Consider the following 21,644-nt stretch of genomic DNA (forward strand, 5'->3'; position numbering starts at 1 on the left):
CGGGGCCCGTTCAAGGGCTTGGCTGGCCCCATCCCGGGGCTTGGCACTGGCGAGGTGCAGTGAATTGCACCTCGAATGGGCGGTTTGCCCCGTCAGCGGGCCGGGTGGTCCAGCATGACCTCCAGACCTTGCGCGTTCAGCTCGGCATCCATCGCCAGCCAGTCGGCCGCGTCGGCACCGGCCGGGTGCCCGTGTGCACGCAAACGCGCCAGATAGCCTCCCAGCAGGGCGGCCTTGAGCTGCTCGTGCCGGTCGGGTGCCGACCGAACCGACTCGGCCAGCGCCACCATCTCGTCCACCTGCACCAGCATCTCCGCCGCCAGGCGCTGCACTTCGGCCACGCTGCCGCCGATGCGGCCGTAGTGCGTCACCAGCATGGCCAGCGGCTCGGCGGCCAGCAGGCGGGCCACGGTCGCCTTCAAGGCCTCGGGCTCGAACTGCACCGGCGTGCTGGTCGGCAATATCCAGGCGCGGCCGTCCACGTCGAAGCCGCGGTAGGACAGGCCGAAGGTGTCGCCCGTGAACCAGCTGCGGCTGCGCGCGTCCCAGATCGCGTGGTGGTGCCTGGCATGGCCCGGCGTGTCGATGAGGCGCAGCGGCCGGCCGGCCAGCTGGATGACCTGCCCGTCGTGCGAGGCTTCGGCGCGCTCGGCCGGCACCGGCACCAGCTTGCCGTAGCTACGCTGCATTTCCTCTTCGCCGTAGACGGTCAGCGCGCTCAGCCAGAGCGCTTTCGGGTCCACCATGTGGCGCAGGCCCCGCGGGTGCACCAGCACGCGGGCTTGCGGCAGCGCCTGGGTCAATAGGCCCACGCCACCGGCATGGTCCAGGTGAACATGCGTCGGGATCACCCAATCCACCGCGTCGGTGCCGAGACCCAGTGCGGTCAAGGCCGCCAGCAGGCGGGGCACGGCGTGGTTGGTGCCGGTGTCAATGAAGGCGGCGTGGCCGTCCTCCACCATCAAGTAGGCGGCGTCGAAACGCGGGCGCTGGAAACCAGTGTCGATGGCGTAGATGCCGTGGCCGAGGTCTTCGAGGAAGTCGAGCATGGTCGGGTTTCTAGAATGGCCGGCACGATAGCCCAAGGAGGCCCAGTGGCCGTTCACGAGATTCTGAAGATGGGCGACCCGCGCCTGCTGCGCGTGGCCCAGCCCGTCACCGAGTTCGGCACGCCCGAGTTGAAGGCGCTGATCGCCGACATGTTCGAGACCATGGCCGCCGTCAACGGCGCCGGCTTGGCCGCGCCGCAGATCGGCGTCGACCTGCGCCTGGTCATCTTTGGCTATGCGACCAACGTGCGCTACCCGGACGCGCCGCCGGTGCCGCCCACCGTGCTCATCAACCCCGTCATCGAGGTGCTGGACGGCGGCCGCAGCGAGGGCTGGGAGGGTTGCCTGTCCGTGCCGGGGCTGCGCGGCGTCGTGGCGCGCGACGAGCGCATCCGCTACACCGGCTTCGATGCCGATGGCGCCGCCATAGCCCGCATCGCCGACGGCTTCCACGCCCGCGTCGTGCAGCATGAGTGCGACCACCTGGACGGCATCCTCTACCCCATGCGCGTCACCGACTTCACGCGCTTCGGCTTCGCGTCCGTGCTGTTCCCCGAACTGGACCCGAACGCCGACGACTGAACGCCGTCTTGAAACACTTGTAAGCGCGGTGCACCGCTGCAGCCTCGGCCGCGTTGCGCAGGCGCAAAGGAGCATCGGCTCATGACCACGTCCCCTGAATCCAAGCTCGTCATTTCGCGCCGCAGCTGGCGCATGCTGGCGCTGGCGCTGCTGGTGACCATCGCGCCCGCTGCCAAGGCGCAGGACGCCGACCGCGATCCGCCGTCGCGCGCCGCCCGTGTCGTCGAGGTCGTTGGCGACGCCTGGCTGTTCGACCCCGACACCCGCGAATGGACGCGCCTGACGCGCAACCAGACCGTCGCCGAGGGCGACCGCCTGCGCACCGACGAGCGCAGCCGCGTGTCGCTGCGCGTCGGCTCCACCAGCGTGTGGGTCGATGAGCGCAGCGACCTGGAGCTGAGCCAGCTCGACGACGGCCATACGCTGCTGCAGCTGGACCGCGGCGATGTCGCGCTGCGGCTGCGCACGGCCGAGAACGTGGCCGAGACGCGGCTGCGCACCCGCGAGGGCACGGCCCAGCCCGAGCGCGAAGGCCTGTACCGCGTCGAGCAGCTCGACCGCGGCACCAAGGTCTACGTGGTCCAGGGCCGCATGCGCTTCGATTGGGCCCGCAGCGCCGCACCGGTGTCTCTGGGCAGCGGCGAGCAGGCCGAGCTGTGGTGGCCCGACGGCCCGCGCGCCGAGCGCTCGGCGCTGTACAGCGATGGCTTTGGCGACTGGGTGCTGGCCGAGAGCCGCGAGGAGGGCGACCGGCCCGTGGCCCGCTACGTCTCCGCCGAGATGACCGGCGCCGAGGACCTTGACCGTTATGGCCGCTGGGAGACCGCGCCGGAGTACGGCACCGTGTGGATTCCCACCACCCACGTCACGGCCGACTGGGCGCCCTACCGCAACGGTCGCTGGGCCTGGTCGCGCCACTGGGGCTGGACCTGGGTGGACGACGCACCCTGGGGTTTCGCACCCTTCCACTACGGGCGCTGGGTGAGCTGGGGCGGGCGCTGGTGCTGGGCGCCGGGGCCGTATGTGCACCGGCCCGTCTATGCGCCGGCGCTGGTCGGCTGGATCGGCGGCTCGCATGTCAGCATCGGCATCAGCATCGGTGGCCGCACGCCGCCGCCGCGCTACGGCTGGTATCCGCTGGCGCCGCGCGAGGTCTATGTGCCGGGCTACCGCCACAGCCCGCGCTACGTCCACCGCGTCAACGACCCGCGCGACGTGCGCGACCCGGTGACCGTCAAGCGCCCGCACCGCTACCGCGACGCGCCCAACGCCGTCAGCACGCTACCCGTGGCGGGCGGCGCCATCGGGCCCATGCCCGTGCGCGGCCCCGACCGCCGGCCCGAGCCGGGGTGGAACCGCCCGCTGCCGACAGCGCCTGGTCGCGGCGACCTCGCGGCCATACTGCCTGCAGCGCCGGTGCGCCCGCCTCAGGCCGATCAACCCCGTCAGCGTGAACGCGACCGCGAGCCCGGCATGGGCTGGCGCAGCGACAACAACAACGGCCTGCCGCTGCGGCGCGAGACCAGGCGCGAACCCGAGGCCGGCCGGTCCCAGCCTGCCCCCGTGCAGATTCAGCCGCAGCAGCCCCCGCTGAGCCAGCAGACGGTGGTGCAACCGCAGCGGCCGGCGTTTGAGCAGCCGTCACGCGGCGGCGACGGCCCGTCATGGCGCATGCAGCAGCCGCAGCGGGAGGAGCGTCGTGAAGAGCGCCGGGAGGAACGTCGTGAGGAGCCGCGCCGTGTCCAGCCGATGCCGATGCCGCAGGCCGAGCCGCAGCGCAGCGTGCAGATGCCCGAGCGCCCGCCGATGATGGAGCAGCCGCGCCGCGTCGAGATGCCGATCCGCCAGGCGCCGCAGGAGCCACCGCGCATGCAGATGCCTGCGCCGCAACCGAGACCCCAGCCACAGGCGCAACCCCAGCCGCAGCCCCAGCCCCAGCCGGCCGCTCGTGCGGAAGGTCCGCAGCGCGGCAGCCGAGCCCCGGTGGCGGAGCGTTAAGAGCGCTACAGCAGCGGCTGCAGCGCCGGCCAGACGTTGTCCAGCATCGCCGGATGCGCCTTGGCCAGCGGGTGGATGCGGTCGGGCTGGAACCACTCCAGCGAATCCGCCCGGTCCGCGACGCCCTTGAGCAGGAAGGGCACGAGGCCGGCGCGCGTCGCCTTGGCCACCTCGGCGAACAGGCCTTCGAACTCGCGCCCGTAGGTGCCCCCGTAGTTGGGCGGCACCTGCATGCCCACGACGATGACCTTGGCGCCGGCCGCCTGGGCCGCGCGTGCCATCGCCAGCAGGTTGTCGCGCGTGCCGCTCAGTGGCAGGCCGCGCAGCGCGTCGTTGCCGCCCAGCTCCAGGATGACGATGGCCGGCTTGTGCGTGCGCAGCGCGGCGGGCAGCCGGCTGCGGCCGCCGGCCGTCGTGTCGCCGCTGATGCTGGCGTTGACGACGCGGTGCGGCTTCTTCTGTTGCGCCAGCCGCGCCTGCAGCAGCGCCACCCAGCCGGCGCCGGCCTTCAGACCGTACTCGGCCGACAGGCTGTCGCCGACGACCAGGATGACCGGTGCCTCGGCCGCCTTCGTCGCCGCAGCAACCCCTGACGTCCAGCTGGCCATCACCCCCAGGCTAAAGTGCGCCAACACCCCACGACGCCGCAGTCCCCACATGCCAGAAGCCCTTGTCCAAGTTGATCAGATCACCAAGCGCGTCCGCGACGCGACCGGGGAGCTGACGATTCTGCATGACATCAGCTTCGAGCTGACCGCCAGGGAATCCGTGGCCATCGTCGGCGCCTCGGGCTCGGGCAAGAGCACGCTGCTGGCCATCCTCGCCGGGCTGGACGTGCCCAGCAGCGGCACCGTCAAGTTGCGGGGTCAGGACCTCTTCACGCTGAACGAGGACCAACGCGCCGCCGTGCGCGCCCGCGAGCTGGGCTTCGTGTTCCAGAGCTTTCAACTGTTGCCCAATCTCACCGCGCTGGAGAACGTCATGCTGCCGCTGGAGCTACAGGGCGTGGGCGAGGCGCGCGAGCAGGCCGCGGCCATGCTGGGCCGCGTGGGCCTGGCCGAACGCCTGGGCCACTACCCGCGCGTGCTGTCCGGCGGCGAGCAGCAGCGCGTCGCACTGGCCCGGGCCTTCGTGCAGCGGCCGGCGCTGCTGCTGGCCGACGAGCCCACCGGCAGCCTGGACTTCGCCACCGGCGCGGCCGTGATGGAGTTGATGTTCGAGCTGAACCGCGAGGCCGGCACGACGCTGGTGCTGGTCACCCACGACCGCGAAATCGCCGCGCGCTGCGAGCGGCAACTGCGCATCGAGGCGGGCCGGTTGGCGGCATAAAAAAACCCGCCGGTTGGCGGGTTCTTTCGATTCGTCAGCGAGCGATCAGCGGCTGAACTTGTAGTCCGTCTTGGCCTTCTCGATCAGGCTGCGCTGGAACTCGGCACCCTTCTGCTGCTCGATGCGCTGCTTGATCTGCGCCTTGACGTCGTCGAAGGCGGGGAAGGTGGCGGCGCGGGTGTCTTCCAGCTTGATGATGTGGAAGCCGAACTGGCTCTTGACCGGCTCCTGCGTCATCTCACCCTTTTGCAGTGCCGTCATGGCCTTGCTGAACTCGGGCACGAAGTTGTTCGGGTTGGCGAAGTCGAGGTCGCCACCCTTTTCCGCAGATCCGGTGTCCTTGGAATTCTTCTTGGCCAGTTCCTCGAAGTTGCCGCCGGCCTTGATCTGGGCGATCAGCGCCTTGGCGTCTTCTTCCTTCTCGACCAGGATGTGGCGGGCGCGGTATTCGCTGCCGCTGTTGGCGGCCTTGAACTTGTCGTACTCGGCCTGAGCGTCGGCGTCGCTGACGGGGTTCTTGGCGCGGAAGTCTTCCATCAGGCCGCGCTCCAGCAGCATCTGGCGGGCCTGTTCCATCTGCGACTTGAACTCGGCGGTCTGCGGCAGGCCACGGGCTTCGGCGGCCTGCGTGACGATTTCGCGGCGGACGATCTCGTCGCGGACCTGGGCTTCCAGCTCCGGCGAGCGCTGTTGCTGACCGCTCTTGGTGACCTGCTGGATCAGCGCTTCCACGCGCGCCTTGGGCACGGGCTTGCCGTTGACGGTGGTGACGTTCTGCGCAGTTGCGGCAGCCGGCAGCAGGGCCGTGATGGTGGCCGCGACGACGGCGGCGAGCGCAAACTTCTTCATGGGTGGGGGATGTCTCAGGCTAAAAAAATAGCGCCCGACTGCGGGCGCGCGGTGCTGTCAAGAACGACCTTCAGGCGTCACCCGGTGCTCGGGCATCGATCGCCAGCGCGTGGATGCCGCGCTGCATCAGGTCGGACAAACAATGATAAACGAGGCGATGGCGGGCCACTCTTTGCAGGCCGGTAAAGCGGGCCGACACGAGGGTGACGTGAAAGTGACCGCCCTCGCGGGCGCCGGCGTGGCCGGCGTGGTCGGCACTGTCGTCGCGCAGGGTCAGCGCCGTCGGCGCCAGTTCGGCGCGCAGCCGCGCCTCGATCTCGGCGGCGATGCTCACGACTTGCTTTCCTGTTCCTCTTGCGGCAGGTGCTTGCCGAGATAGAGGCTTTGCGCGAGCGTGAACAGCACGATCAGGCCCGTGACGCCGAACACCTTGAAGTTGGCCCAGGCCGACGTGGAGAAGTTGTAGGCCACGTAGAGGTTGAGAACACCCATCGCGGCGAAGAACAGCACCCAGGCGAAGTTGAGCCGGGCCCAGACGGGGTCGGGCAGCGGCAGTTGCGCGCCGAGCATGGCCTTGAGCAGGTTCTTGCGGAAGACCGCCAGCGAGATCCACAGCGTCAGCGCCATGGCCCAGTACAGGCCGGTGGGCTTCCACTTGATGAAGGTCTCGTTGTGGAACCAGACCGTGGCGCCGCCCAGCACGACGACCAGCGCCAGGCTGATCCACAGCATCAGGTCGATTTTCTGGCCGCGCAGCTTGAGGACGAGCGCCTGGGCCAGCGTCGCGAGCATGACGACGACGGTGGCCAGCAGCACCGGTGCCTCCTTGGCGCCGACGATGCCGCCCTGCACGAGGAAGCCGAAGTGCTGGGTCGCGAACGCGGCGGCGGCTTCGGGGTTGCTCTCGGCGCCCTTGAAGGCGACGAAGAAGAGGATCAGCGGGAGGAAGTCGAGCAGGAGCTTCATGCGCCAGGATTTTCGTCGACGAAATCGATGGAAGCCGAGTTGATGCAATAGCGCTCGCCGGTCGGCTCCGGGCCGTCCGGGAAGACGTGGCCCAGGTGGCTGCCGCATTTGTTGCAACGCACCTCCACCCGCACCATGCCGTGGCTGCGGTCGACGATGCGCTCGATGACCTCGCTGTTGACCGGCGCCCAGTAGCTGGGCCAGCCGCAGCCGGCGTCGAACTTGGTGTCGGCCTCGAACAGCGGCGTGCCGCAGCCGATGCAGTTGTAGTGGCCGGCCTTGAAGTGGTCCCAGTACTTGCCGGTGAAGGCGCGCTCGGTGCCGGCCTGGCGGGCAACCTGGTACTGCGTGGCGTCGAGCTGCTCGCGCCATTCGGCATCGGACTTCTGGACGGGGTAGGGCTTGTTGGCGTCACTCATGATCGGCGCAGTTTAGTGAGCGGGTGCAGGCCCTGGCGTTCCTGGGTGTTTCCCCGGGGTCCCAAGGTCGCGGTCGCGACGTTCTTGGTCTGAAACTGCGGGCTAGACTGATTCGACAAGAGCGCCAGGAGACAACCATGGCATTGATGGGCCGGATGATGTCGGACCCGCTGCTGATCTCGTCGTTGCTGAAGCACGCCGAGCGGCATTCGGGCGAGACCGAGATCGTCAGCAAGCGGGTCGAGGGCGACCTGCACCGCAGCAATTGGCGAGAGGTCGCACGCCGTTCGCGGCAAGCGGCGCAGGCGTTTGCGCGGCTGGGCTGCGCGCCCGGCGACCGCGTCGGCACGTTGGCCTGGAATGGCCACCGTCACCTGGAGATCTACTACGGCACGTCCGGCTCCGGCCTGGTCTGCCACACGATCAACCCACGCCTGTTCCCCGAGCAGATTGTCTGGATCGCCAGCGACGCCGAGGACCGCATCCTCTGTTTCGACGCGACCTTCCTGCCGCTGGTCGAGAAGATTGCGCCGCTGCTGAAGACGGTGAAGCACTTCGTGCTGATGACCTCGCGGGCCCACATGCCGGCGAGCACAGGTATCCCGGACCTGCTGTGCTTCGATGACCTGCTGGACGCCGAGACCGGCGACTACGTCTGGCCCACGTTCGACGAGAACACGGCCTCCAGCATCTGCTACACGTCCGGTACCACCGGCCTGCCCAAGGGTGCCGTCTACAGCCACCGCTCGACGGTGCTGCACGCCTATGCCTCGGCGCTGCCGGACGCGATGGACTGCTCCAGCCGCGACGTCATCCTGCCCGTGGTGCCGATGTTCCACGTCAACGCCTGGGGCCTGCCCTACAGCGGCGCGCTGGTGGGCTTCAAGCTCGTGCTGCCGGGGCCGCACCTGGATGGCAAGAGCTTGTTCGAGCTGTTCGAGAGCGAGAAGGTCACCTTCTCAGCCGGTGTGCCCACCGTGTGGCTGGGCCTGCTCAATTACGTGAAGGCGGGCGGTCTGAAGTTCTCCAGCTTCAAGCGCACCGTCATCGGCGGCGCGGCCTGCCCGCCGGCGATGATGAAGTCGCTGCAGCAGGACTTCGGCGTCGAGGTCATTCATGCCTGGGGCATGACGGAGATGTCGCCGCTGGGCACGCTGTCCAAGCTGACGACACGCCAGCTCGACCTGCCGGCTGAAGCGCAGCAGCGCCTGCTGGAGAAGCAGGGCCGCGTCGTCTACGGCGTCGATATGGCGATCGTCGACGACGAGGGCCGCTCGCTGCCCTGGGACGGGCAGGCTGCGGGCAACCTGGTCGTGCGTGGGCACTGGGTCATCAGCCAGTACTTCAGGCATGACGAGTCGCCGCTGGTCAGCGTGGATGGCGAGCCGGGCTGGTTCCCGACCGGCGACGTGGCCACCATCGATGCCGACGGTTTCATGCAGATCACCGACCGCAGCAAGGACGTGATCAAGTCCGGCGGCGAATGGATCTCCTCCATCGATCTCGAGAACATCGCCATGGCCCACCCGGCCGTGCACGAGGCGGCCGTCATCGCTGCCAAGCACCCGAAGTGGGACGAGCGCCCGCTGCTCGTCGTCGTCAAGAAACCGGACGCGACAATTTCGCGCGAGGAACTGCTGGCCTTCTTCGAGGGCCGCATCGCCAAGTGGCAGATCCCGGACGACGTTGCCTTCGTCACCGAGATCCCGCACACGGCCACCGGCAAGGTACAAAAGCTCAAGCTGCGCGAGCAGTTCGTGAGCCACAAGCTGCCCACCGCGTGAGCCTTCCGTTCGTCCAGTAGAGCCTTGAGCCACAACCACCAGGAGACAAGCATGTTCGACATCACTGCGACCCGATTTGCCATGCGCACGCTGACCGCCGCAGCCGCCCTCGCGCTCGCGGCCGGCGCCGCCCACGCCCAGAAGGGCGAGACGGTCAAGCTGGCCTACATCGACGCACTCTCCGGCCTGATGGGCCCGGTGGGCCAGAACCAGGTCAAGACCTTCCAGTTCCTCGGCGAGAAGTTCAACAAGAGCAACCCGGCCGGCGTGAAGTTCGAGGTCGTGCCCTTCGACAACAAGCTCAGCCCCGCCGAGACGCTGAACCTGCTGAAGGCCGCCGCCGACCAGGGCATCCGCTATGTCATGCAGGGCAACGGCTCCAGCGTTGCGCTGGCGCTGACCGACGCGGTGCAAAAGCACAACGACCGCAACCCGGGCAAGGAAATCGTCTACCTGAACTACTCGGCGGTGGACCCCGACCTGACCAACAGCAAGTGCAGCTACTGGCACTTCCGCTTCGACGCCGACACGTCCATGAAGATGGAAGCGATGTCCTCCTTCATCAAGGACCAGCCGGACGTCAAGAAGGTGTTCCTGCTGAACCAGAACTACGCCCACGGCCACCAGGTCGCCAAGTACGCCAAGGAGACGCTGGGCCGCAAGCGCCCGGACATCCAGTTCGTCGGCGAGGACCTGCACCCGCTGGCCCAGGTGCGCGACTTCGCGCCCTATGTCGCCAAGATCAAGGCCAGCGGTGCGGACACCGTCATCACCGGCAACTGGGGCTCGGACCTGGCCCTGCTGGTGAAGGCTGCCAACGAGGCCGGCTACAACGGCAAGTTCTTCACCTACTACACCGGCGTCACCGGCACGCCCACGGCCTTGGGCACGGGCGGCGCCGGCCGCGTCTTCCAGGTGGCCTACAGCCACTACAACATGGGCGGCGAGACGCAGAAGCTGGCCGAGGAGTACAACAAGCGTTTCAACGACGACATGTACACCAACAGCATCCAGCACATCTACACGATGCTGAGCCAGGCGATGGCCAATGCGAAGTCCACCGACCCGGTCAAGGTCGCCAAGGCGCTGGAAGGCCTGACGGTGAAGAGCTTCAACGGTGAGGTGACGATGCGCAAGGCCGACCACCAGCTGCAGCAGCCGCTGTTCATCTCGGTCTGGCAGAAGGCCGACGCCAAGTTCCCGTACAGCCCCGAGAAGACCGGCATGACGCTGGCGCCGGTGAAGCAGTTCGAGACCTACGTCTCCTCGACTCCCACCTCTTGTCAGATGAAGCGCCCGGGCTGAACGCCTGAGCGCCTGACTCGCCGCGCCGCCTTCACCGGCGGCGCGTTTTTCTGACCTTGCCGGCCACCGCCTTGGATCAAGTCTTCATCAACCTGCTGAACGGCCTGTCGTCCGGCCTGCTGTTGTTCATGCTCAGCTCCGGCCTGACGCTGATCTTCAGCATGATGGGCGTGCTGAACTTCGCGCACGCCAGCTTCTACATGGTGGGCGCCTACGTCGCCTACTCGCTGGTGGGCATCTTCGGCTTCTGGCCGGCACTGCTGCTGGCGCCGCTGGCCGTGGGGCTGATGGGCGCGGGCTTCGAGCGCTTCGCGCTGCGGCGGGTGCACAAGTTCGGCCATGTGCCGGAGCTGCTCATCACCTTCGGCCTGTCCTACGTCATCCTGGAGCTGGTGCAGCTGATCTGGGGCCGCACGGCGGTGCCGTTCACGCCGCCGCCGGAGCTGCAGGGCTCGGCCTTCACCGTCATCGCCCATCCGCTGCAAGGCATGTCGCTGGTGCTGGGCAAGGCCGCGCCGGAGCTGTGCGCGGCGGCCTCCTGTTCCAACTTCCCGTTGACCAAGGTCTTCATGATGGTCGTGGCGCTGCTGATGCTGGTGGCGCTGTGGCTGCTGCTGACGCGCACCCGCGTCGGCCTGGTCATCCAGGCCTCGCTGACCCACCCCGAGATGGTCGAGGCGCTGGGCCACAACGTGCCGCGCGTGCTGATGCTGGTGTTCGGCAGCGGCTGCGCGCTGGCCGGCCTGGCCGGTGTGGTGGGCGGCATCACCTTCGTGACCGAGCCCAACATGGCCGCCTTCATCGGCGCCATCATCTTCGTCGTCGTCGTCGTGGGCGGCATCGGCTCGCTTTCGGGTGCCTTCGTCGGCTCCATCGTCGTGGGCCTGCTGCAGACGCTGCCGCTGACCATCAACGGTTCGCTCGCCACGCTGATGAACCGTTTCGGCGCGGGCGTCACGCCCGACACGCTCGGCTATCCGCTGCTTCGCCTGACGATGGCCGAGGTCGCGCCCATCCTGCCCTATCTGCTGATGGTGCTGATCCTGATCTTCCGGCCCAAGGGCCTCCTGGGTACGCGGGAGGACTGATGAGCAACGCCAAAGAGTTTCACTTCAAGCCGCACAACGTCGGGCGCTGGATCGTCTGGGGCTTCTTCGCCCTGATCCTGTTCGTCGCGCCGCGCATCTGGACCAGCGGCCTCGCCCAGACCATGCTCACGCAGATGGGCATCGGCATCATTGCCTGCCTGGCCTACAACATGCTGCTGGGCCAGGGCGGCATGCTGAGCTTCGGCCACGCGGTCTACAGCGGCATGGGAGCCTTCCTGGCCATCCATGCGCTGAACAAGGTCGGTGCCGGCACGCTGGGCATCCCGGTCAGCCTGGTTCCGTTGGTGGGCGGCCTGGCAGGCCTGATCTGCGCGATGCTGCTGGGCTATGTGTCGACCAAGAAGGCCGGCACGCCGTTCGCGATGATCACGCTGGGCATCGGCGAGCTGGTGTTCGCGCTGGCGCTGATGCTGCCGGAGTTCTCGGGCGGCGAAGGCGGCGTGTCCAGCAACCGCGTCATCGGCCAGCCGGTCATGGGCATCACGTTCGGACCGCAGATCCAGGTCTACTACCTCGTCGCCGTCTACTGCTTCATCTGCACCGCTGCGATGTTCGCGCTGACGCGAACGCCGCTGGGCCGCATGCTGAACGCGGTGCGCGACAACCCCGAGCGCGTCGAGTTCATCGGCTACGACACGCACTGGGTGCGCTTCATGATCTTCGCGATCTCGGGCTTCTTCGCCGGCATCGCCGGCGGGCTCGGCGCGATCAACGCCGAGATCGTCAACGGCGCCGACGTCCTGCACGCCGGCCGCTCGGGCGCCTACCTGCTGTTCACCTTCCTGGGCGGCGCGATGTTCTTCTTCGGGCCCATCATCGGCGCCGTGCTGATGGTGTTCTGCGGCGTCATGCTGGCGGAGCTGACGCAGGCTTGGCTGCTCTACCTGGGCCTGCTGTTCCTGTTCATGGTCATGTACGCGCCGGGCGGCTTTGCCAGCCTGATCCTGATGAACCTGCGCGTGGCGGCCTTCGGCAAGCTGGGCCGCATCTGGACCTCCTACCTTGCGCTCGGCGGCGCGGCGCTGGCGGCGCTGGTGGGCGCGGCGGCGATGATCGAGATGCTCTACCACCGCCAGCTCAACGAAGCGTTGGGCCCCGAGCTGAAGTTCATGGGCGCGACGCTGAACAGCTCCGGCGTGGACGCCTGGTTCGGCGCGGGCTGGCTGATGGTCGTCGGCATCGGCCTGTTCGAGCTGGCGCGCCGGCACTATGCGCAGCAGTGGGGCGAGATTCAGGAAGACATCGAGAAGGAAATCAAGCGGAGGGAGGCCCTGTGAGCAATTCCAACGCTCTGGAACTGCGCGACGTGCGCAAGAGCTTCGGCAAGACCGAGATCATCCGTGGCGCCCAACTGGCCGTGCAGGCCGGCGAGCGCGTGGCCATCATCGGCCCCAACGGCGCGGGCAAGAGCACGCTGTTCAACCTGATCAGCGGCCGCTTCGCGCCGACGTCGGGCGAGATCCACCTGCACGGCCAGCGCATCGATGGCAGGAAGCCCTTCGAGATCAACCGCCTCGGCCTGTCGCGCAGCTTCCAGGTCTCCAACCTGTTCACGCGGCTTTCGGTGTTCGAGAACATCCGCTGCGCCGTGCTGTGGAGCCTGGGCCACCGCTATGCGTTCTGGAAGTTCCTGGCCGACCTGGAGGACGCCAATGACCGCACCGAGCAGATCCTGGAGATGATCAAGCTCGACCGCAAGCGCGACGTGCAGGCCATGAACCTGACCTATGCCGAGGCGCGCGCGCTGGAGATCGGCATCACCATCGCCGGTGGCTCCAGCGTCATCCTGCTGGACGAACCGACGGCCGGCATGAGCAAGAGCGAGACCAAGCGCTTCATCCAGCTGATCCGCGACGTGACCGTGGGCAAGACGCTGCTGACCGTGGAGCACGACATGGGCGTCGTCTTCGGCCTGGCGGACAAGATCGCCGTGTTGGTCTACGGCGAGGTCATCGCCTTCGACACACCGGAGGCGGTGCGCGCGAACGCCAAGGTGCAGGAAGCCTACCTCGGCTCGGTGCTGGCGGAGGCGCACGCATGAAGCAAGGACGAATCCTCAAGCTCGACAACGTCCACGCCTTCTACGGCAAGAGCCATGTGCTGCACGGCGTCAGCCTGGCAGTCAACCCGGGCGAGATCGTCAGCCTGCTGGGCCGCAACGGTGCGGGCCGCTCGACGATGGTGAAGACCATCATGGGCCAGGTCGATGCCAAGGGCTCCGTCAAGTTCGGCGACGTCGAGCTGGTGGGCCGCAAGGCCTACGAGATCGCCCATATGGGCATCGGCTACGTGCCCGAGAACCGCGACATCTTCCCCAAGCTCACCGTGCACCAGAACCTGATGCTCGGTGAGAAGGGAAAGAAGACGAAGCCGCGCTGGAGCTTCGACGACATGTACCAGATGTTCCCGCGCCTGAAGGAGCGCCAGCACACCGAGGCGGGTGTGCTGTCGGGCGGCGAGCAGCAGATGCTCACGCTGTGCCGCACGCTGATGGGCGACCCCGACCTCATCATGATCGACGAGCCCACCGAGGGCCTCGCGCCCAAGATCGTCGAGCTGGTGGCCCAGTACCTGAAGGAGTTGAAGAACCGCGGCATCGCCGTGCTGCTGGTCGAGCAGAAGCTGGCCATTGCGCTGGAGATCTCCGAGCGCTGCTATGTGATGGGCCATGGCCGCATCGTCTTCGAGGGCACGCCGGCGGAGCTGCGCGGCAATGCCTACATCCGCAAGGAGTGGCTGGAGGTTTAGGGCAGCCGCCTAAACGCGCATGCTGCGCTGCGCCGCGTCCGCCAGCTCCCCGGCCTGCCGCCCGTCTTCCGGGAACACCGCCGTGCCGATGCGCAAGGCCAGCTGCGTGAGCTGGCCTTCCACGCCGTAGGTGCCGCGCAGCGCCTGCAGCAGTCGCTGTTCCACCAGGGCCGCCTCGTCCACGCCGGCCTTCAGGAGCATCACGGCAAAGGCTCGCTCGCCGACGCGCTGCACTTCATCGCTGCTGCGCACGCGGTTGCGCAGGCGCTGGCTGGCGGTGTGGATGAGGCCCTCGCGCTCGGCCTCACCCACCATGCGTCCGGGAGGCGCCAGCACCGCCACTTCAATCCACAGCAGCGCCAGCTGTCCGCCTTCGCGCCGGCACTGGGCCAGCAGTCGCGACGCGCGCAGGTTATAGGCATTCAGGAAGTCGACGCAGGGCAGGGTCGGCGCGATGCTGCCACGGGGAGGGGCGGGCGGTTCGTCAGTGAACATGTGGGCGAGCTGGGGCATGGGGTCACTCCGGACGGGGGTGAGGGCCTGGATGCGCTGGCGGCCTCCGGCGGTGCCGGCCTCCCTGGCTGTCTTCGCAACAGGCCCTCATCCCTAAAGAACGCAGATCGGCAACGCAACCCGACATCGGCTCTCAAAAAAACTTTCCCGCCGCCGTTAGAGTCCGCCCGTGAACGACATCACCCAACTGCTGCAGGCCGCCCGACACGGCGACCGCGCCGCCGCCGACCAGGTGGTGGCGCAGCTCTACACCGACTTGCAGCGCATGGCGCGCCGCCACGTGCGCGATGCCGGCCACATGACGCTGCTGGACACCACGGCCCTGGTGCACGAGGCCTGGTTGCGCCTGGCCGGCGGGCAGGGCGCCGAGTTCCCTGACCGGCGCCATTTCCTCGCCTACGCCGCGCAGGCGATGCGTTCGGTCGTCATCGACCTGGTGCGGGCCCGCCAAGCCGAGCGGCGCGGCGGCGGTCTGGCCCACGTGACGCTGGACACGGCCGTCGCCGAGCAACTGCCTCAGGGCGACGCCGACGTGCTGCGCGTTCACGAGGCGCTGGACGAGCTGGCCCAGCTGGAGCCGCGCCTGGCCCAGGTCGTCGAGATGCGTTACTTCGCCGGCCTGCGCGAGCAGGAGATCGCCGAGGCGCTGGGCGTGACCGAGCGCACCGTGCAGCGTGACTGGCAGAAGGCCCGCCTGTTCCTGTCCATCAGTTTGGACGCCTGACGTGGACGCCATCGACAGGCAGCGCTGGCTGGCCCTGAGCCCTCTGCTCGACGAGCTGCTGGACCTAGCACCGCCCGCGCGCGGCGAGCGCCTGGCCCAACTCGAGGCGCAGGACCCCGATACCGCCGCCCAGCTCAAGCAGCTGCTGTCACGCGCCGACGGCCTGGAGGAGCAGGGCTTCCTCAGCGAGCCCGTCGTCGCGCAGTGGCACGAAGCGCTCGCCGACATGCCCGATGACGAACCGCCGCCGGACCTTGCCGGCCAGGCCCTCGGCCCCTACGTGCTGCAGCGCTCGCTGGGGCAGGGCGGCATGGGCACCGTCTGGCTGGCCCGGCGTGCGGACGGCCGCTTCGAGGGCCAGGTGGCCGTCAAGTTCCTGACCACCGGCCTGCTCGGGCGCGGCGACGCGGGTCGTTTCGCGCGCGAGGGCGAGATCCTGGCGCGGCTGTCCCACCCGCACATCGCCCGCCTGCTCGACGCCGGCCTGCACGATGGCAAGCAGCCCTACCTGGTGCTGGAGTACGTAGACGGCCGGCCCATCGACGCCTATTGCCAGCTGCACCAGCTCGGCATCGAGGCCCGCGTGCGCCTGTTCCTGGACGTGCTGGCCGCCGTGGCCCACGCCCAGGCGCGGCTGATCCTGCACCGCGACCTCAAGCCCAGCAACATCCTCGTCACCGAGCAGGGCGACGTGAAGCTGCTGGACTTCGGCATCGCCAAGCTGCTGGCCGACGCCACCCAGGCCCAGCAGGGCGCCGCCGCCACCGAGCTGACCCAGCGCGCCGGCAGCGCCTTCACGCCGCAGTTCGCCGCGCCCGAGCAGGTGCAGCAGGCGGACGTGACCACGGCCACCGACGTCTACGCGCTCGGCGTGCTGCTCTACCTGCTGCTGGGCGGCAGCCACCCCACGGCCGACGACACGCGCACCCAGCTCGACCGCCTCAAGGCCGTCGTCGAGCTGGTGCCCCGGCGGCTCTCCGACGCGGCGGCCGGCAACCCCGACGAGACCCTCGCCCGCCAGGCCCACGAGCTGCGCGGCGACCTCGACACCATCGTCGCCAAGGCGCTGAAGAAGTCGCCGGCCGAGCGCTACGCCAATGCGCAGGCCATGGCCGACGACCTGGGCCGCTGGCTGGCGCACGAGCCCATCAGCGCGCGGCCGGACAGCCGCTGGTATGTGGCCAGCCGCTTCCTGCGCCGCCATCGCCTGGCTGCGACCGCGTCCGGCGTCGTGGCGCTGGCCCTCGTGGGGCTGACCGTCGCCAGCGTCCTGCAGGCGCACCGCGCCGAGGCGGCGGAGCGTCAGGCGGAGCAGCGGCGCCAGCAGGCCGACGAACTGCTCGCCTACATGCTGGGCGACTTTGCGGACAAGCTGCGCCCCATTGGCAAGCTGGAGCTGCTGGACAGCATCGGCGGGAAAGCGCTGGACCACCTGGCTGCCGACGCTCCCACCCATGCGGCCGAGCGGCTGAACCGCGCCAAGGCGCTGACGGTCATTGGCGAGGTACGCGTCACCCGCCGCGAGCTGGACAAGGCGCTGCAGCCTCTTGACGCGGCGCGCGCGCTGCTGGCGGGCGACCCGCCTGAGGCCGGGCAACTTGCGGCTTGGCGCAAGGCCCAGGGGACGGCCGCCTTCTGGGCCGGCCAGATTCACAACTTGCAGCGTGACTTCGGCGCCGCCCGGCAGGCCTGGGAGGGCTACCGGACGGCCAGCCAGACCTGGCTGGCACAGTCGCCGGACGACCGCGAGGCGCTGATGGAGCTGTCCTATGCCCATACCAATCTGGGCGTGCTGGCCTTGGAGGACGGGCGGGTAGCGGATGCGGTGCGTGCCTTCGACGAGTCAGTGGGTCTGCAGCGTCGCGGGCTGTCCGGTCTGCCGGCAGACAAGCGCGACCAAGCGCTGTCGGACGTGGCCGCCAGCCTCAGCTGGCTCGGGCAGGCCCGGCTCTGGCGCGGCGAATTCGAGGCGTCGGTGGTGACATTCAGGGAGGCCCTCGACGCGCTGGCGCCGCTGCGTCGCGCCCAGCCAGGCGACGCACCCTCGGCCAACAGGGCAGCCATCCTGAACCGCTGGCTGGGCGAAGCCTTGTTCGCCCAGGGCCAGGCTGCCGAGGCCCGCGAGGCCTTGCGTGTCGCGCAGGCCGGGTTCGCCGAATTGGTCGCGCGCGATGCTTCGAACCGACTGTGGCGGACCGATGCGCTCGTCACCGAGTTGCTGGCATTGGAGGTGGTGAAACCGCCGCCGTCAGCACTGCAAGCCCAGTTGCAGCCCCTGGGGCGTCAGCTCGATCAGCTGGAGCAGGCGGGAGGCGCTGCCGGGCGCGTGCGCCGGTTGCCCGATCGCGCCCGCTGGGCCTTGCTGATGTGGCATGCGGCAACACCGGATGGCCGGCCCGCTGCCCTCGCCAGCGTCGAGGCCGTGCGCGAGTCCCTGCGCGAGGCCCTTGGGCCCCGCCCTGGCCAGCTTCGTTTGGCGCGGGCGCTGGCCCGTCTGGATGCCGCGCTGCTGGTTGCCGCTCCGGGTCAGCGGGCCTGTGAACAGGCGCGGCAAGACCTGGCACTGCTGCATGAGTTGGTTCAGCGCGACCCCCTGGTTGGCGAGTTGGCCCAGTCCATCACGCGCTGCGATGGTGCTCAAACCGCAGCCGCCGTGGCAAATGTCCGGGCGGCGGCGGCTTCGAGCCGCTAGGCGGTCGGGTCTGTCCGACATGGCTGTTAGGGTGGCGGCCCCATCACTCGAAGCCCGTTGCAATGACCACGACCTATTACGTGAAAGCCGAGCCCAACGGCCAGTTCGCCGCCTGCAGCTATTTCACCGATCCGCAGTGCACGCAGCCGGTGGCGGGCAATGCCTTGGTCGTTCCGCCGGACGCATCGGCCTGCGAAATCACCGAGGCGGCGGGGTCGGAGCTGGCCTTGCTTGGCGCCAGCTACAAGACGCTGGGCCATGCCGCCGTGATGACCGACCACAACTTCAGCGCTGCGACCGCAGGTGCGGTCAGCGTGGTCATGCCCACGACCAAGACCGTGTCCAAGGGCGTGGTGCTGATCTTCTCGACCCGCAGCACCGTGGCCATGCTGTACCCCAGCAGCGATCCCGTTGTCACCAACGGCGACGAGTAACGTCGTCAGGCCAGCCGCTGCGAGTGCTTGCGCAGAAAGTCCGCCGCCAGCCTCGCATCGCCGCCCACGCGCTCGCCGATGTACAGCTCCTGACGGCGCTCCGCGATCTGCGCACGCAGCCGGGCGGCCATGATGTCCAGCGGCTTCATGCCGCCGGCTTCGGCCCGCTCGATGGCCACGCGCAGCTGGTGCATCTGCAGGTTCTGCAACACCAGCGTCTGCGCCTGCACGACACGGATGCGGCCCTGCACCATGTGCTCGCACAGGCCCAACCAGGCACGCACCGCGTCGGCCGGGCCGCCGATGACCTTCTCGGGCAGTTCGCCGGCCGCCAGCAGCAGGGTTTCCAGCTTGTGGCGGTCGCCGGCCGCGTAGGCCTCGTTGACGACCATCATGCGTTGCTCGCAGACCTCCCGCTCGGGGCCTGAGGGCGCCAGGTCGGGGTGGAAGCGCATGGCCGCGCGGCGGTACAGCGTCTTCAGCGTCGGCGGCGGCAGGTCGGTCAGCGGGCCGGTGGGCTCGGGCGGCAGCGGCGTCGCATCGGGCAGGGCAGGAATGTCGGGCCAGGACCTGGCGCGCGGCGTGGCGGGCATGGGCGCGTCCACGCCCTCGCGCTGCAGCGCCTCACACAGCAGCGTGGTGGCCTGCTGCAACTGGACCTCCAGCTCGTCCAGCTCGCGCATCAGCGGGCCTAACGCGTCCAGATAGCGCAGCCGGAAGCCCAGCAGCTTGGCGCGCGCGCCGTTGTGGTCGGCCTCCAGCACGGCGAGGTAGCGCTGCAGGTCCAGCAACTGCTCGCGTCGCCGCGTCAGTTCATGCCTTGTGATCGCTGTACTCGCCATGCCGCGATTCTGCCGTGGGCCAGACGTGCAAACGGCCTGCAAGCAGGCCGTTTGATCCGTATTTACCTCGCTTTACTGCGAGGCAGCCGAAGCGGGCAGCTCGGCCATGCTGGCCGCTGGCGCGGCCGGGGTCACGACTGCGTGCGCAGGCGAGGGCGGCTGGCTGCTGGTGGGCATGGGCAGCACCGGCACGATCAGCAGCGCGACGATGTTGATGATCTTGATCAGCGGGTTGACGGCCGGGCCGGCGGTGTCCTTGTAGGGGTCGCCCACGGTGTCGCCGGTGACGGCGGCCTTGTGCGCCTCCGAGCCCTTCTTGTGCAGCACGCCGTTGCTGTCGGTGAAGCCTTCTTCGATCAGCTTCTTGGCGTTGTCCCAGGCGCCGCCGCCGGTGCACATGGAAATGCCGACGAACAGGCCGGTGACGATGGTGCCCATCAGCAGGCCGCCCAGCGCCGCCGGGCCGAGGATCAGGCCGACGATGATGGGCGCGGCCACCGGCAGCAGCGACGGCACGATCATTTCCTTGATGGCCGCCGTGGTCAGCATGTCGACTGCGGCGCTGTAGTCGGGCTTGCGCTTGCCGGCCATGATGGCGCCGTCGGCGAACTGCTTGCGCACTTCCACGACGACCGCACCCGCCGCGCGGCCCACCGCTTCCATCGCCATCGCGGCGAACAGGAAGGGGATCAGGCCGCCGATGAACAGGCCCAGGATGACCTTGGGGTCGGACAGCGAGAACATCTCGTGCAGTCCGCGTGCTTCCAGCGCATGGGTGTAGTCGGCAAACAGCACCAGCGCGGCCAGGCCCGCCGAGCCGATGGCATAGCCCTTGGTGACGGCCTTGGTGGTGTTGCCCACGGCGTCCAGCGGGTCGGTCACGTCGCGCACGGAAGCCGGCAACTCGGCCATCTCGGCAATGCCGCCGGCGTTGTCGGTGATGGGGCCGTAGGCGTCCAGCGCGACGATGATGCCTGCCATGCTGAGCATGGACGTGGCCGCCACGGCGATGCCGTACAGGCCCGCCATCTCGAATGCCGACCAGATGGCCGCGCAGACGAACAGCACGGGCAGGGCGGTGGACTTCATCGACACGCCCAGGCCGGCGATGACGTTGGTGCCGTGACCGGTGGTGGAGGCTTGCGCCACGTGCTGCACCGGGCCGTACTGCGTGCCGGTGTAGTACTCGGTGATCCAGACCATGGCCGCCGTCAGCACCAGACCGACCGTGCAGGCGCCGAACAGCGCCATCGCGTTCGTGGTGCCGCCGCCGGTCAGCTCGATGGTGCCGGGGAACATCGCCTTGGTGACGAAGAAGAAAGCGATCAGGCTCAGCACGCCGGCCACGATCAGGCCTTTGTACAGCGCCGGCATCACGTTCTTCATGCCGGGGCTGGCCTTGACGAAGTAGCAGCCGATGATGGAGGCAATGATGGAGACACCGCCGAGTGCCAGCGGGTAGACGACGCCGGCCAGCGCGTTGCTGCCGGTGATCATCAGCGCGCCCAGCGCCATCGCGGCGATCAGCGTTACCGCGTAGGTCTCGAACAGGTCGGCCGCCATGCCGGCGCAGTCGCCGACGTTGTCGCCCACGTTGTCGGCAATGACGGCCGGGTTGCGCGGGTCGTCCTCGGGGATGCCGGCCTCGACCTTGCCCACCAGGTCGGCGCCGACGTCCGCGCCCTTGGTGAAGATGCCGCCACCCAGGCGCGCAAAGATGGAGATCAGCGACGAGCCGAAGGCCAGGCCCAGCATGGGCTTGAGCGCCGTGCTGTCATGCCCGCCGCCGATGGCCAGGTAGAAGCCGCCCACGCCCAGCAGGCCCAGGCCCACGACCAGCATGCCGGTGATGGCGCCGCCCTTGAAGGCCACGTCCAGCGCCGGGCCTATGCCCTTGGAGGCGGCCTGTGCGGTGCGCACGTTGGCGCGCACCGAGATGTTCATGCCGATGAAGCCGCAGATGCCCGACAGCACCGCGCCGATTACGAAGCCCACGGCCGTCGTCAGGCCCAGGCCGGGCACCACCGCAATCGCGATGGCGAGCACGACGCCGACGATGGCGATGGTGCGGTACTGCCGGCCGAGGTAGGCGGCGGCACCCTGCTGGATCGCCAGGGCGATCTCCTGCATGCGGGCATTGCCGGCGTCCTGGCTCAAGATCCAGCTGCGTTGAATGAAGCCATAAAGAACGGCCGCGAGGCCGCAGGCCAGCGCGAAATACAGCGCCATTTCCGTCGACATGTATTCGTCTCCTCTTTAGCGTGTGAACCGGGTACCCCGCGGTACGGGGCATGCGCGGCG

General features: G+C 68.7%; 21 protein-coding genes. 12 read left to right on the forward strand and 9 right to left on the reverse strand.

The genetic code is table 11. The features are described 5' to 3' along the window. Positions 1 to 92 precede the first annotated feature (92 nt). A complete protein-coding gene (locus ACG00Y_RS24805) occupies positions 93 to 1,049 on the reverse strand; it encodes an MBL fold metallo-hydrolase (RefSeq protein ID WP_394483612.1) in 957 nt (318 codons plus the stop codon). Positions 1,050 to 1,094: 45 nt separating this feature from the next. On the opposite strand from ACG00Y_RS24805, the gene def reads away from it, so the two are divergent. Both def and ACG00Y_RS24815 read left to right on the forward strand, forming a co-directional pair. Then, a complete protein-coding gene (gene def / locus ACG00Y_RS24810; protein ID WP_394483614.1) occupies positions 1,095 to 1,631 on the forward strand; it encodes a peptide deformylase in 537 nt (178 codons plus the stop codon). An 81-nt stretch (positions 1,632 to 1,712) separates the two neighbouring features. Next, positions 1,713 to 3,629: a DUF6600 domain-containing protein gene (locus ACG00Y_RS24815; protein ID WP_394483616.1), complete on the forward strand. Its 1,917-nt coding sequence runs from the start codon at positions 1,713 to 1,715 to the stop codon at positions 3,627 to 3,629. 5 nt (positions 3,630 to 3,634) lie between these two features. Here the strand turns inward: ACG00Y_RS24815 and ACG00Y_RS24820 are convergent, their stop codons facing one another. Next, on the reverse strand, positions 3,635 to 4,237 hold the full coding sequence (locus ACG00Y_RS24820) for an arylesterase (RefSeq protein WP_394483618.1): 603 nt from the start codon (positions 4,235 to 4,237) through the stop codon (positions 3,635 to 3,637). A gap of 49 nt (positions 4,238 to 4,286) precedes the next feature. Between ACG00Y_RS24820 and ACG00Y_RS24825 the strand changes: the two genes are divergently transcribed. Then, positions 4,287 to 4,958, forward strand: coding sequence for an ABC transporter ATP-binding protein (locus ACG00Y_RS24825; RefSeq protein ID WP_394483620.1), 672 nt, complete (start codon positions 4,287 to 4,289; stop codon positions 4,956 to 4,958). 45 nt (positions 4,959 to 5,003) lie between these two features. Here the strand turns inward: ACG00Y_RS24825 and ACG00Y_RS24830 are convergent, their stop codons facing one another. The 4 genes from ACG00Y_RS24830 to msrB form a co-directional block, all read right to left on the reverse strand. After that, positions 5,004 to 5,807 carry a peptidylprolyl isomerase gene (locus ACG00Y_RS24830; RefSeq protein ID WP_394483622.1) on the reverse strand — a complete coding sequence of 268 codons (804 nt, stop codon included), beginning with the start codon at positions 5,805 to 5,807 and terminating at the stop codon, positions 5,004 to 5,006. Positions 5,808 to 5,877: 70 nt separating this feature from the next. Continuing rightward, positions 5,878 to 6,141 carry a BolA family protein gene (locus tag ACG00Y_RS24835; RefSeq protein ID WP_394483624.1) on the reverse strand — a complete coding sequence of 88 codons (264 nt, stop codon included), beginning with the start codon at positions 6,139 to 6,141 and terminating at the stop codon, positions 5,878 to 5,880. Beyond that, positions 6,138 to 6,773 (reverse strand): septation protein A, encoded by a 636-nt coding sequence (locus ACG00Y_RS24840; RefSeq protein ID WP_394483625.1) that lies wholly within the window; start codon positions 6,771 to 6,773, stop codon positions 6,138 to 6,140. The genes ACG00Y_RS24835 and ACG00Y_RS24840 overlap by 4 nt, the downstream gene beginning before the upstream one ends. Beyond that, complete coding sequence (msrB, locus tag ACG00Y_RS24845; protein ID WP_394483627.1) at positions 6,770 to 7,192, reverse strand: peptide-methionine (R)-S-oxide reductase MsrB; 423 nt, start codon at positions 7,190 to 7,192, stop codon at positions 6,770 to 6,772. Before msrB ends, ACG00Y_RS24840 begins: the two co-directional genes overlap by 4 nt. Before the next feature lie 137 nt (positions 7,193 to 7,329). Here msrB and ACG00Y_RS24850 point away from each other — a divergent pair, with 137 nt between their 5' ends. The 6 genes from ACG00Y_RS24850 to ACG00Y_RS24875 all read left to right on the forward strand — a co-directional run bounded on the left by ACG00Y_RS24850 (position 7,330) and on the right by ACG00Y_RS24875 (position 14,138). Further along, positions 7,330 to 8,976 carry a 3-(methylthio)propionyl-CoA ligase gene (locus ACG00Y_RS24850; protein WP_394483629.1) on the forward strand — a complete coding sequence of 549 codons (1,647 nt, stop codon included), beginning with the start codon at positions 7,330 to 7,332 and terminating at the stop codon, positions 8,974 to 8,976. A 51-nt stretch (positions 8,977 to 9,027) separates the two neighbouring features. Next, on the forward strand, positions 9,028 to 10,281 hold the full coding sequence (locus tag ACG00Y_RS24855; RefSeq protein WP_394483631.1) for a branched-chain amino acid ABC transporter substrate-binding protein: 1,254 nt from the start codon (positions 9,028 to 9,030) through the stop codon (positions 10,279 to 10,281). Between the two features lie 128 nt (positions 10,282 to 10,409). Next, positions 10,410 to 11,369: a branched-chain amino acid ABC transporter permease gene (locus tag ACG00Y_RS24860; protein ID WP_394483857.1), complete on the forward strand. Its 960-nt coding sequence runs from the start codon at positions 10,410 to 10,412 to the stop codon at positions 11,367 to 11,369. After that, positions 11,369 to 12,667 carry a branched-chain amino acid ABC transporter permease gene (locus ACG00Y_RS24865; RefSeq protein ID WP_394483633.1) on the forward strand — a complete coding sequence of 433 codons (1,299 nt, stop codon included), beginning with the start codon at positions 11,369 to 11,371 and terminating at the stop codon, positions 12,665 to 12,667. The genes ACG00Y_RS24860 and ACG00Y_RS24865 overlap by 1 nt, the downstream gene beginning before the upstream one ends. Continuing rightward, entirely contained in the window at positions 12,664 to 13,431 is a 768-nt protein-coding gene (locus ACG00Y_RS24870; RefSeq protein WP_394483635.1) for an ABC transporter ATP-binding protein, read from the forward strand. Before ACG00Y_RS24865 ends, ACG00Y_RS24870 begins: the two co-directional genes overlap by 4 nt. An 11-nt stretch (positions 13,432 to 13,442) precedes the next feature. Continuing rightward, positions 13,443 to 14,138, forward strand: coding sequence for an ABC transporter ATP-binding protein (locus ACG00Y_RS24875; protein ID WP_394483859.1), 696 nt, complete (start codon positions 13,443 to 13,445; stop codon positions 14,136 to 14,138). A 9-nt stretch (positions 14,139 to 14,147) separates the two neighbouring features. On the opposite strand, the gene ACG00Y_RS24880 is transcribed toward ACG00Y_RS24875, so the two are convergent. After that, on the reverse strand, positions 14,148 to 14,651 hold the full coding sequence (locus tag ACG00Y_RS24880; RefSeq protein ID WP_394483637.1) for a diguanylate cyclase domain-containing protein: 504 nt from the start codon (positions 14,649 to 14,651) through the stop codon (positions 14,148 to 14,150). 169 nt (positions 14,652 to 14,820) lie between these two features. Between ACG00Y_RS24880 and ACG00Y_RS24885 the strand changes: the two genes are divergently transcribed. From ACG00Y_RS24885 to ACG00Y_RS24895, 3 genes are all read left to right on the forward strand, one after another. Beyond that, positions 14,821 to 15,375: an ECF-type sigma factor gene (locus tag ACG00Y_RS24885; RefSeq protein ID WP_394483639.1), complete on the forward strand. Its 555-nt coding sequence runs from the start codon at positions 14,821 to 14,823 to the stop codon at positions 15,373 to 15,375. A gap of 1 nt (position 15,376) precedes the next feature. Further along, entirely contained in the window at positions 15,377 to 18,067 is a 2,691-nt protein-coding gene (locus tag ACG00Y_RS24890; protein WP_394483641.1) for a protein kinase domain-containing protein, read from the forward strand. Between the two features lie 62 nt (positions 18,068 to 18,129). Beyond that, complete coding sequence (locus ACG00Y_RS24895) at positions 18,130 to 18,501, forward strand: hypothetical protein (RefSeq protein WP_394483643.1); 372 nt, start codon at positions 18,130 to 18,132, stop codon at positions 18,499 to 18,501. A 5-nt stretch (positions 18,502 to 18,506) separates the two neighbouring features. Here ACG00Y_RS24895 and ACG00Y_RS24900 read toward each other — a convergent pair whose 3' ends face one another. Both ACG00Y_RS24900 and ACG00Y_RS24905 read right to left on the reverse strand, forming a co-directional pair. Next, positions 18,507 to 19,343: a J domain-containing protein gene (locus ACG00Y_RS24900; protein WP_394483645.1), complete on the reverse strand. Its 837-nt coding sequence runs from the start codon at positions 19,341 to 19,343 to the stop codon at positions 18,507 to 18,509. Between the two features lie 72 nt (positions 19,344 to 19,415). Next, positions 19,416 to 21,584, reverse strand: coding sequence for a sodium-translocating pyrophosphatase (locus tag ACG00Y_RS24905; RefSeq protein ID WP_394483647.1), 2,169 nt, complete (start codon positions 21,582 to 21,584; stop codon positions 19,416 to 19,418). Between the last annotated feature and the right edge of the window lie 60 nt (positions 21,585 to 21,644).

The organism is Pelomonas parva, from assembly GCF_043555835.1.
Classification (GTDB): domain Bacteria; phylum Pseudomonadota; class Gammaproteobacteria; order Burkholderiales; family Burkholderiaceae_C; genus Pelomonas; species Pelomonas parva.

Excerpts from the sequence above, each read along its gene's own strand:
- ACG00Y_RS24880 (WP_394483637.1), bottom strand. The coding sequence starts at position 14,651 with ATGCCCCAGCTCGCCCACATGTTCACTGACGAACCGCCCGCCCCTCCC.
- ACG00Y_RS24825 (WP_394483620.1), top strand. The coding sequence starts at position 4,287 with ATGCCAGAAGCCCTTGTCCAAGTTGATCAGATCACCAAGCGCGTCCGC.
- ACG00Y_RS24815 (WP_394483616.1), top strand. The coding sequence starts at position 1,713 with ATGACCACGTCCCCTGAATCCAAGCTCGTCATTTCGCGCCGCAGCTGG.
- ACG00Y_RS24860 (WP_394483857.1), top strand. The coding sequence starts at position 10,410 with ATGCTCAGCTCCGGCCTGACGCTGATCTTCAGCATGATGGGCGTGCTG.
- ACG00Y_RS24900 (WP_394483645.1), bottom strand. The coding sequence starts at position 19,343 with ATGGCGAGTACAGCGATCACAAGGCATGAACTGACGCGGCGACGCGAG.
- ACG00Y_RS24840 (WP_394483625.1), bottom strand. The coding sequence starts at position 6,773 with ATGAAGCTCCTGCTCGACTTCCTCCCGCTGATCCTCTTCTTCGTCGCC.
- ACG00Y_RS24905 (WP_394483647.1), bottom strand. The coding sequence starts at position 21,584 with ATGTCGACGGAAATGGCGCTGTATTTCGCGCTGGCCTGCGGCCTCGCG.
- ACG00Y_RS24855 (WP_394483631.1), top strand. The coding sequence starts at position 9,028 with ATGTTCGACATCACTGCGACCCGATTTGCCATGCGCACGCTGACCGCC.
- ACG00Y_RS24895 (WP_394483643.1), top strand. The coding sequence starts at position 18,130 with ATGACCACGACCTATTACGTGAAAGCCGAGCCCAACGGCCAGTTCGCC.
- ACG00Y_RS24830 (WP_394483622.1), bottom strand. The coding sequence starts at position 5,807 with ATGAAGAAGTTTGCGCTCGCCGCCGTCGTCGCGGCCACCATCACGGCC.
- msrB (WP_394483627.1), bottom strand. The coding sequence starts at position 7,192 with ATGAGTGACGCCAACAAGCCCTACCCCGTCCAGAAGTCCGATGCCGAA.
- ACG00Y_RS24805 (WP_394483612.1), bottom strand. The coding sequence starts at position 1,049 with ATGCTCGACTTCCTCGAAGACCTCGGCCACGGCATCTACGCCATCGAC.
- ACG00Y_RS24865 (WP_394483633.1), top strand. The coding sequence starts at position 11,369 with ATGAGCAACGCCAAAGAGTTTCACTTCAAGCCGCACAACGTCGGGCGC.
- ACG00Y_RS24850 (WP_394483629.1), top strand. The coding sequence starts at position 7,330 with ATGGCATTGATGGGCCGGATGATGTCGGACCCGCTGCTGATCTCGTCG.
- ACG00Y_RS24820 (WP_394483618.1), bottom strand. The coding sequence starts at position 4,237 with ATGGCCAGCTGGACGTCAGGGGTTGCTGCGGCGACGAAGGCGGCCGAG.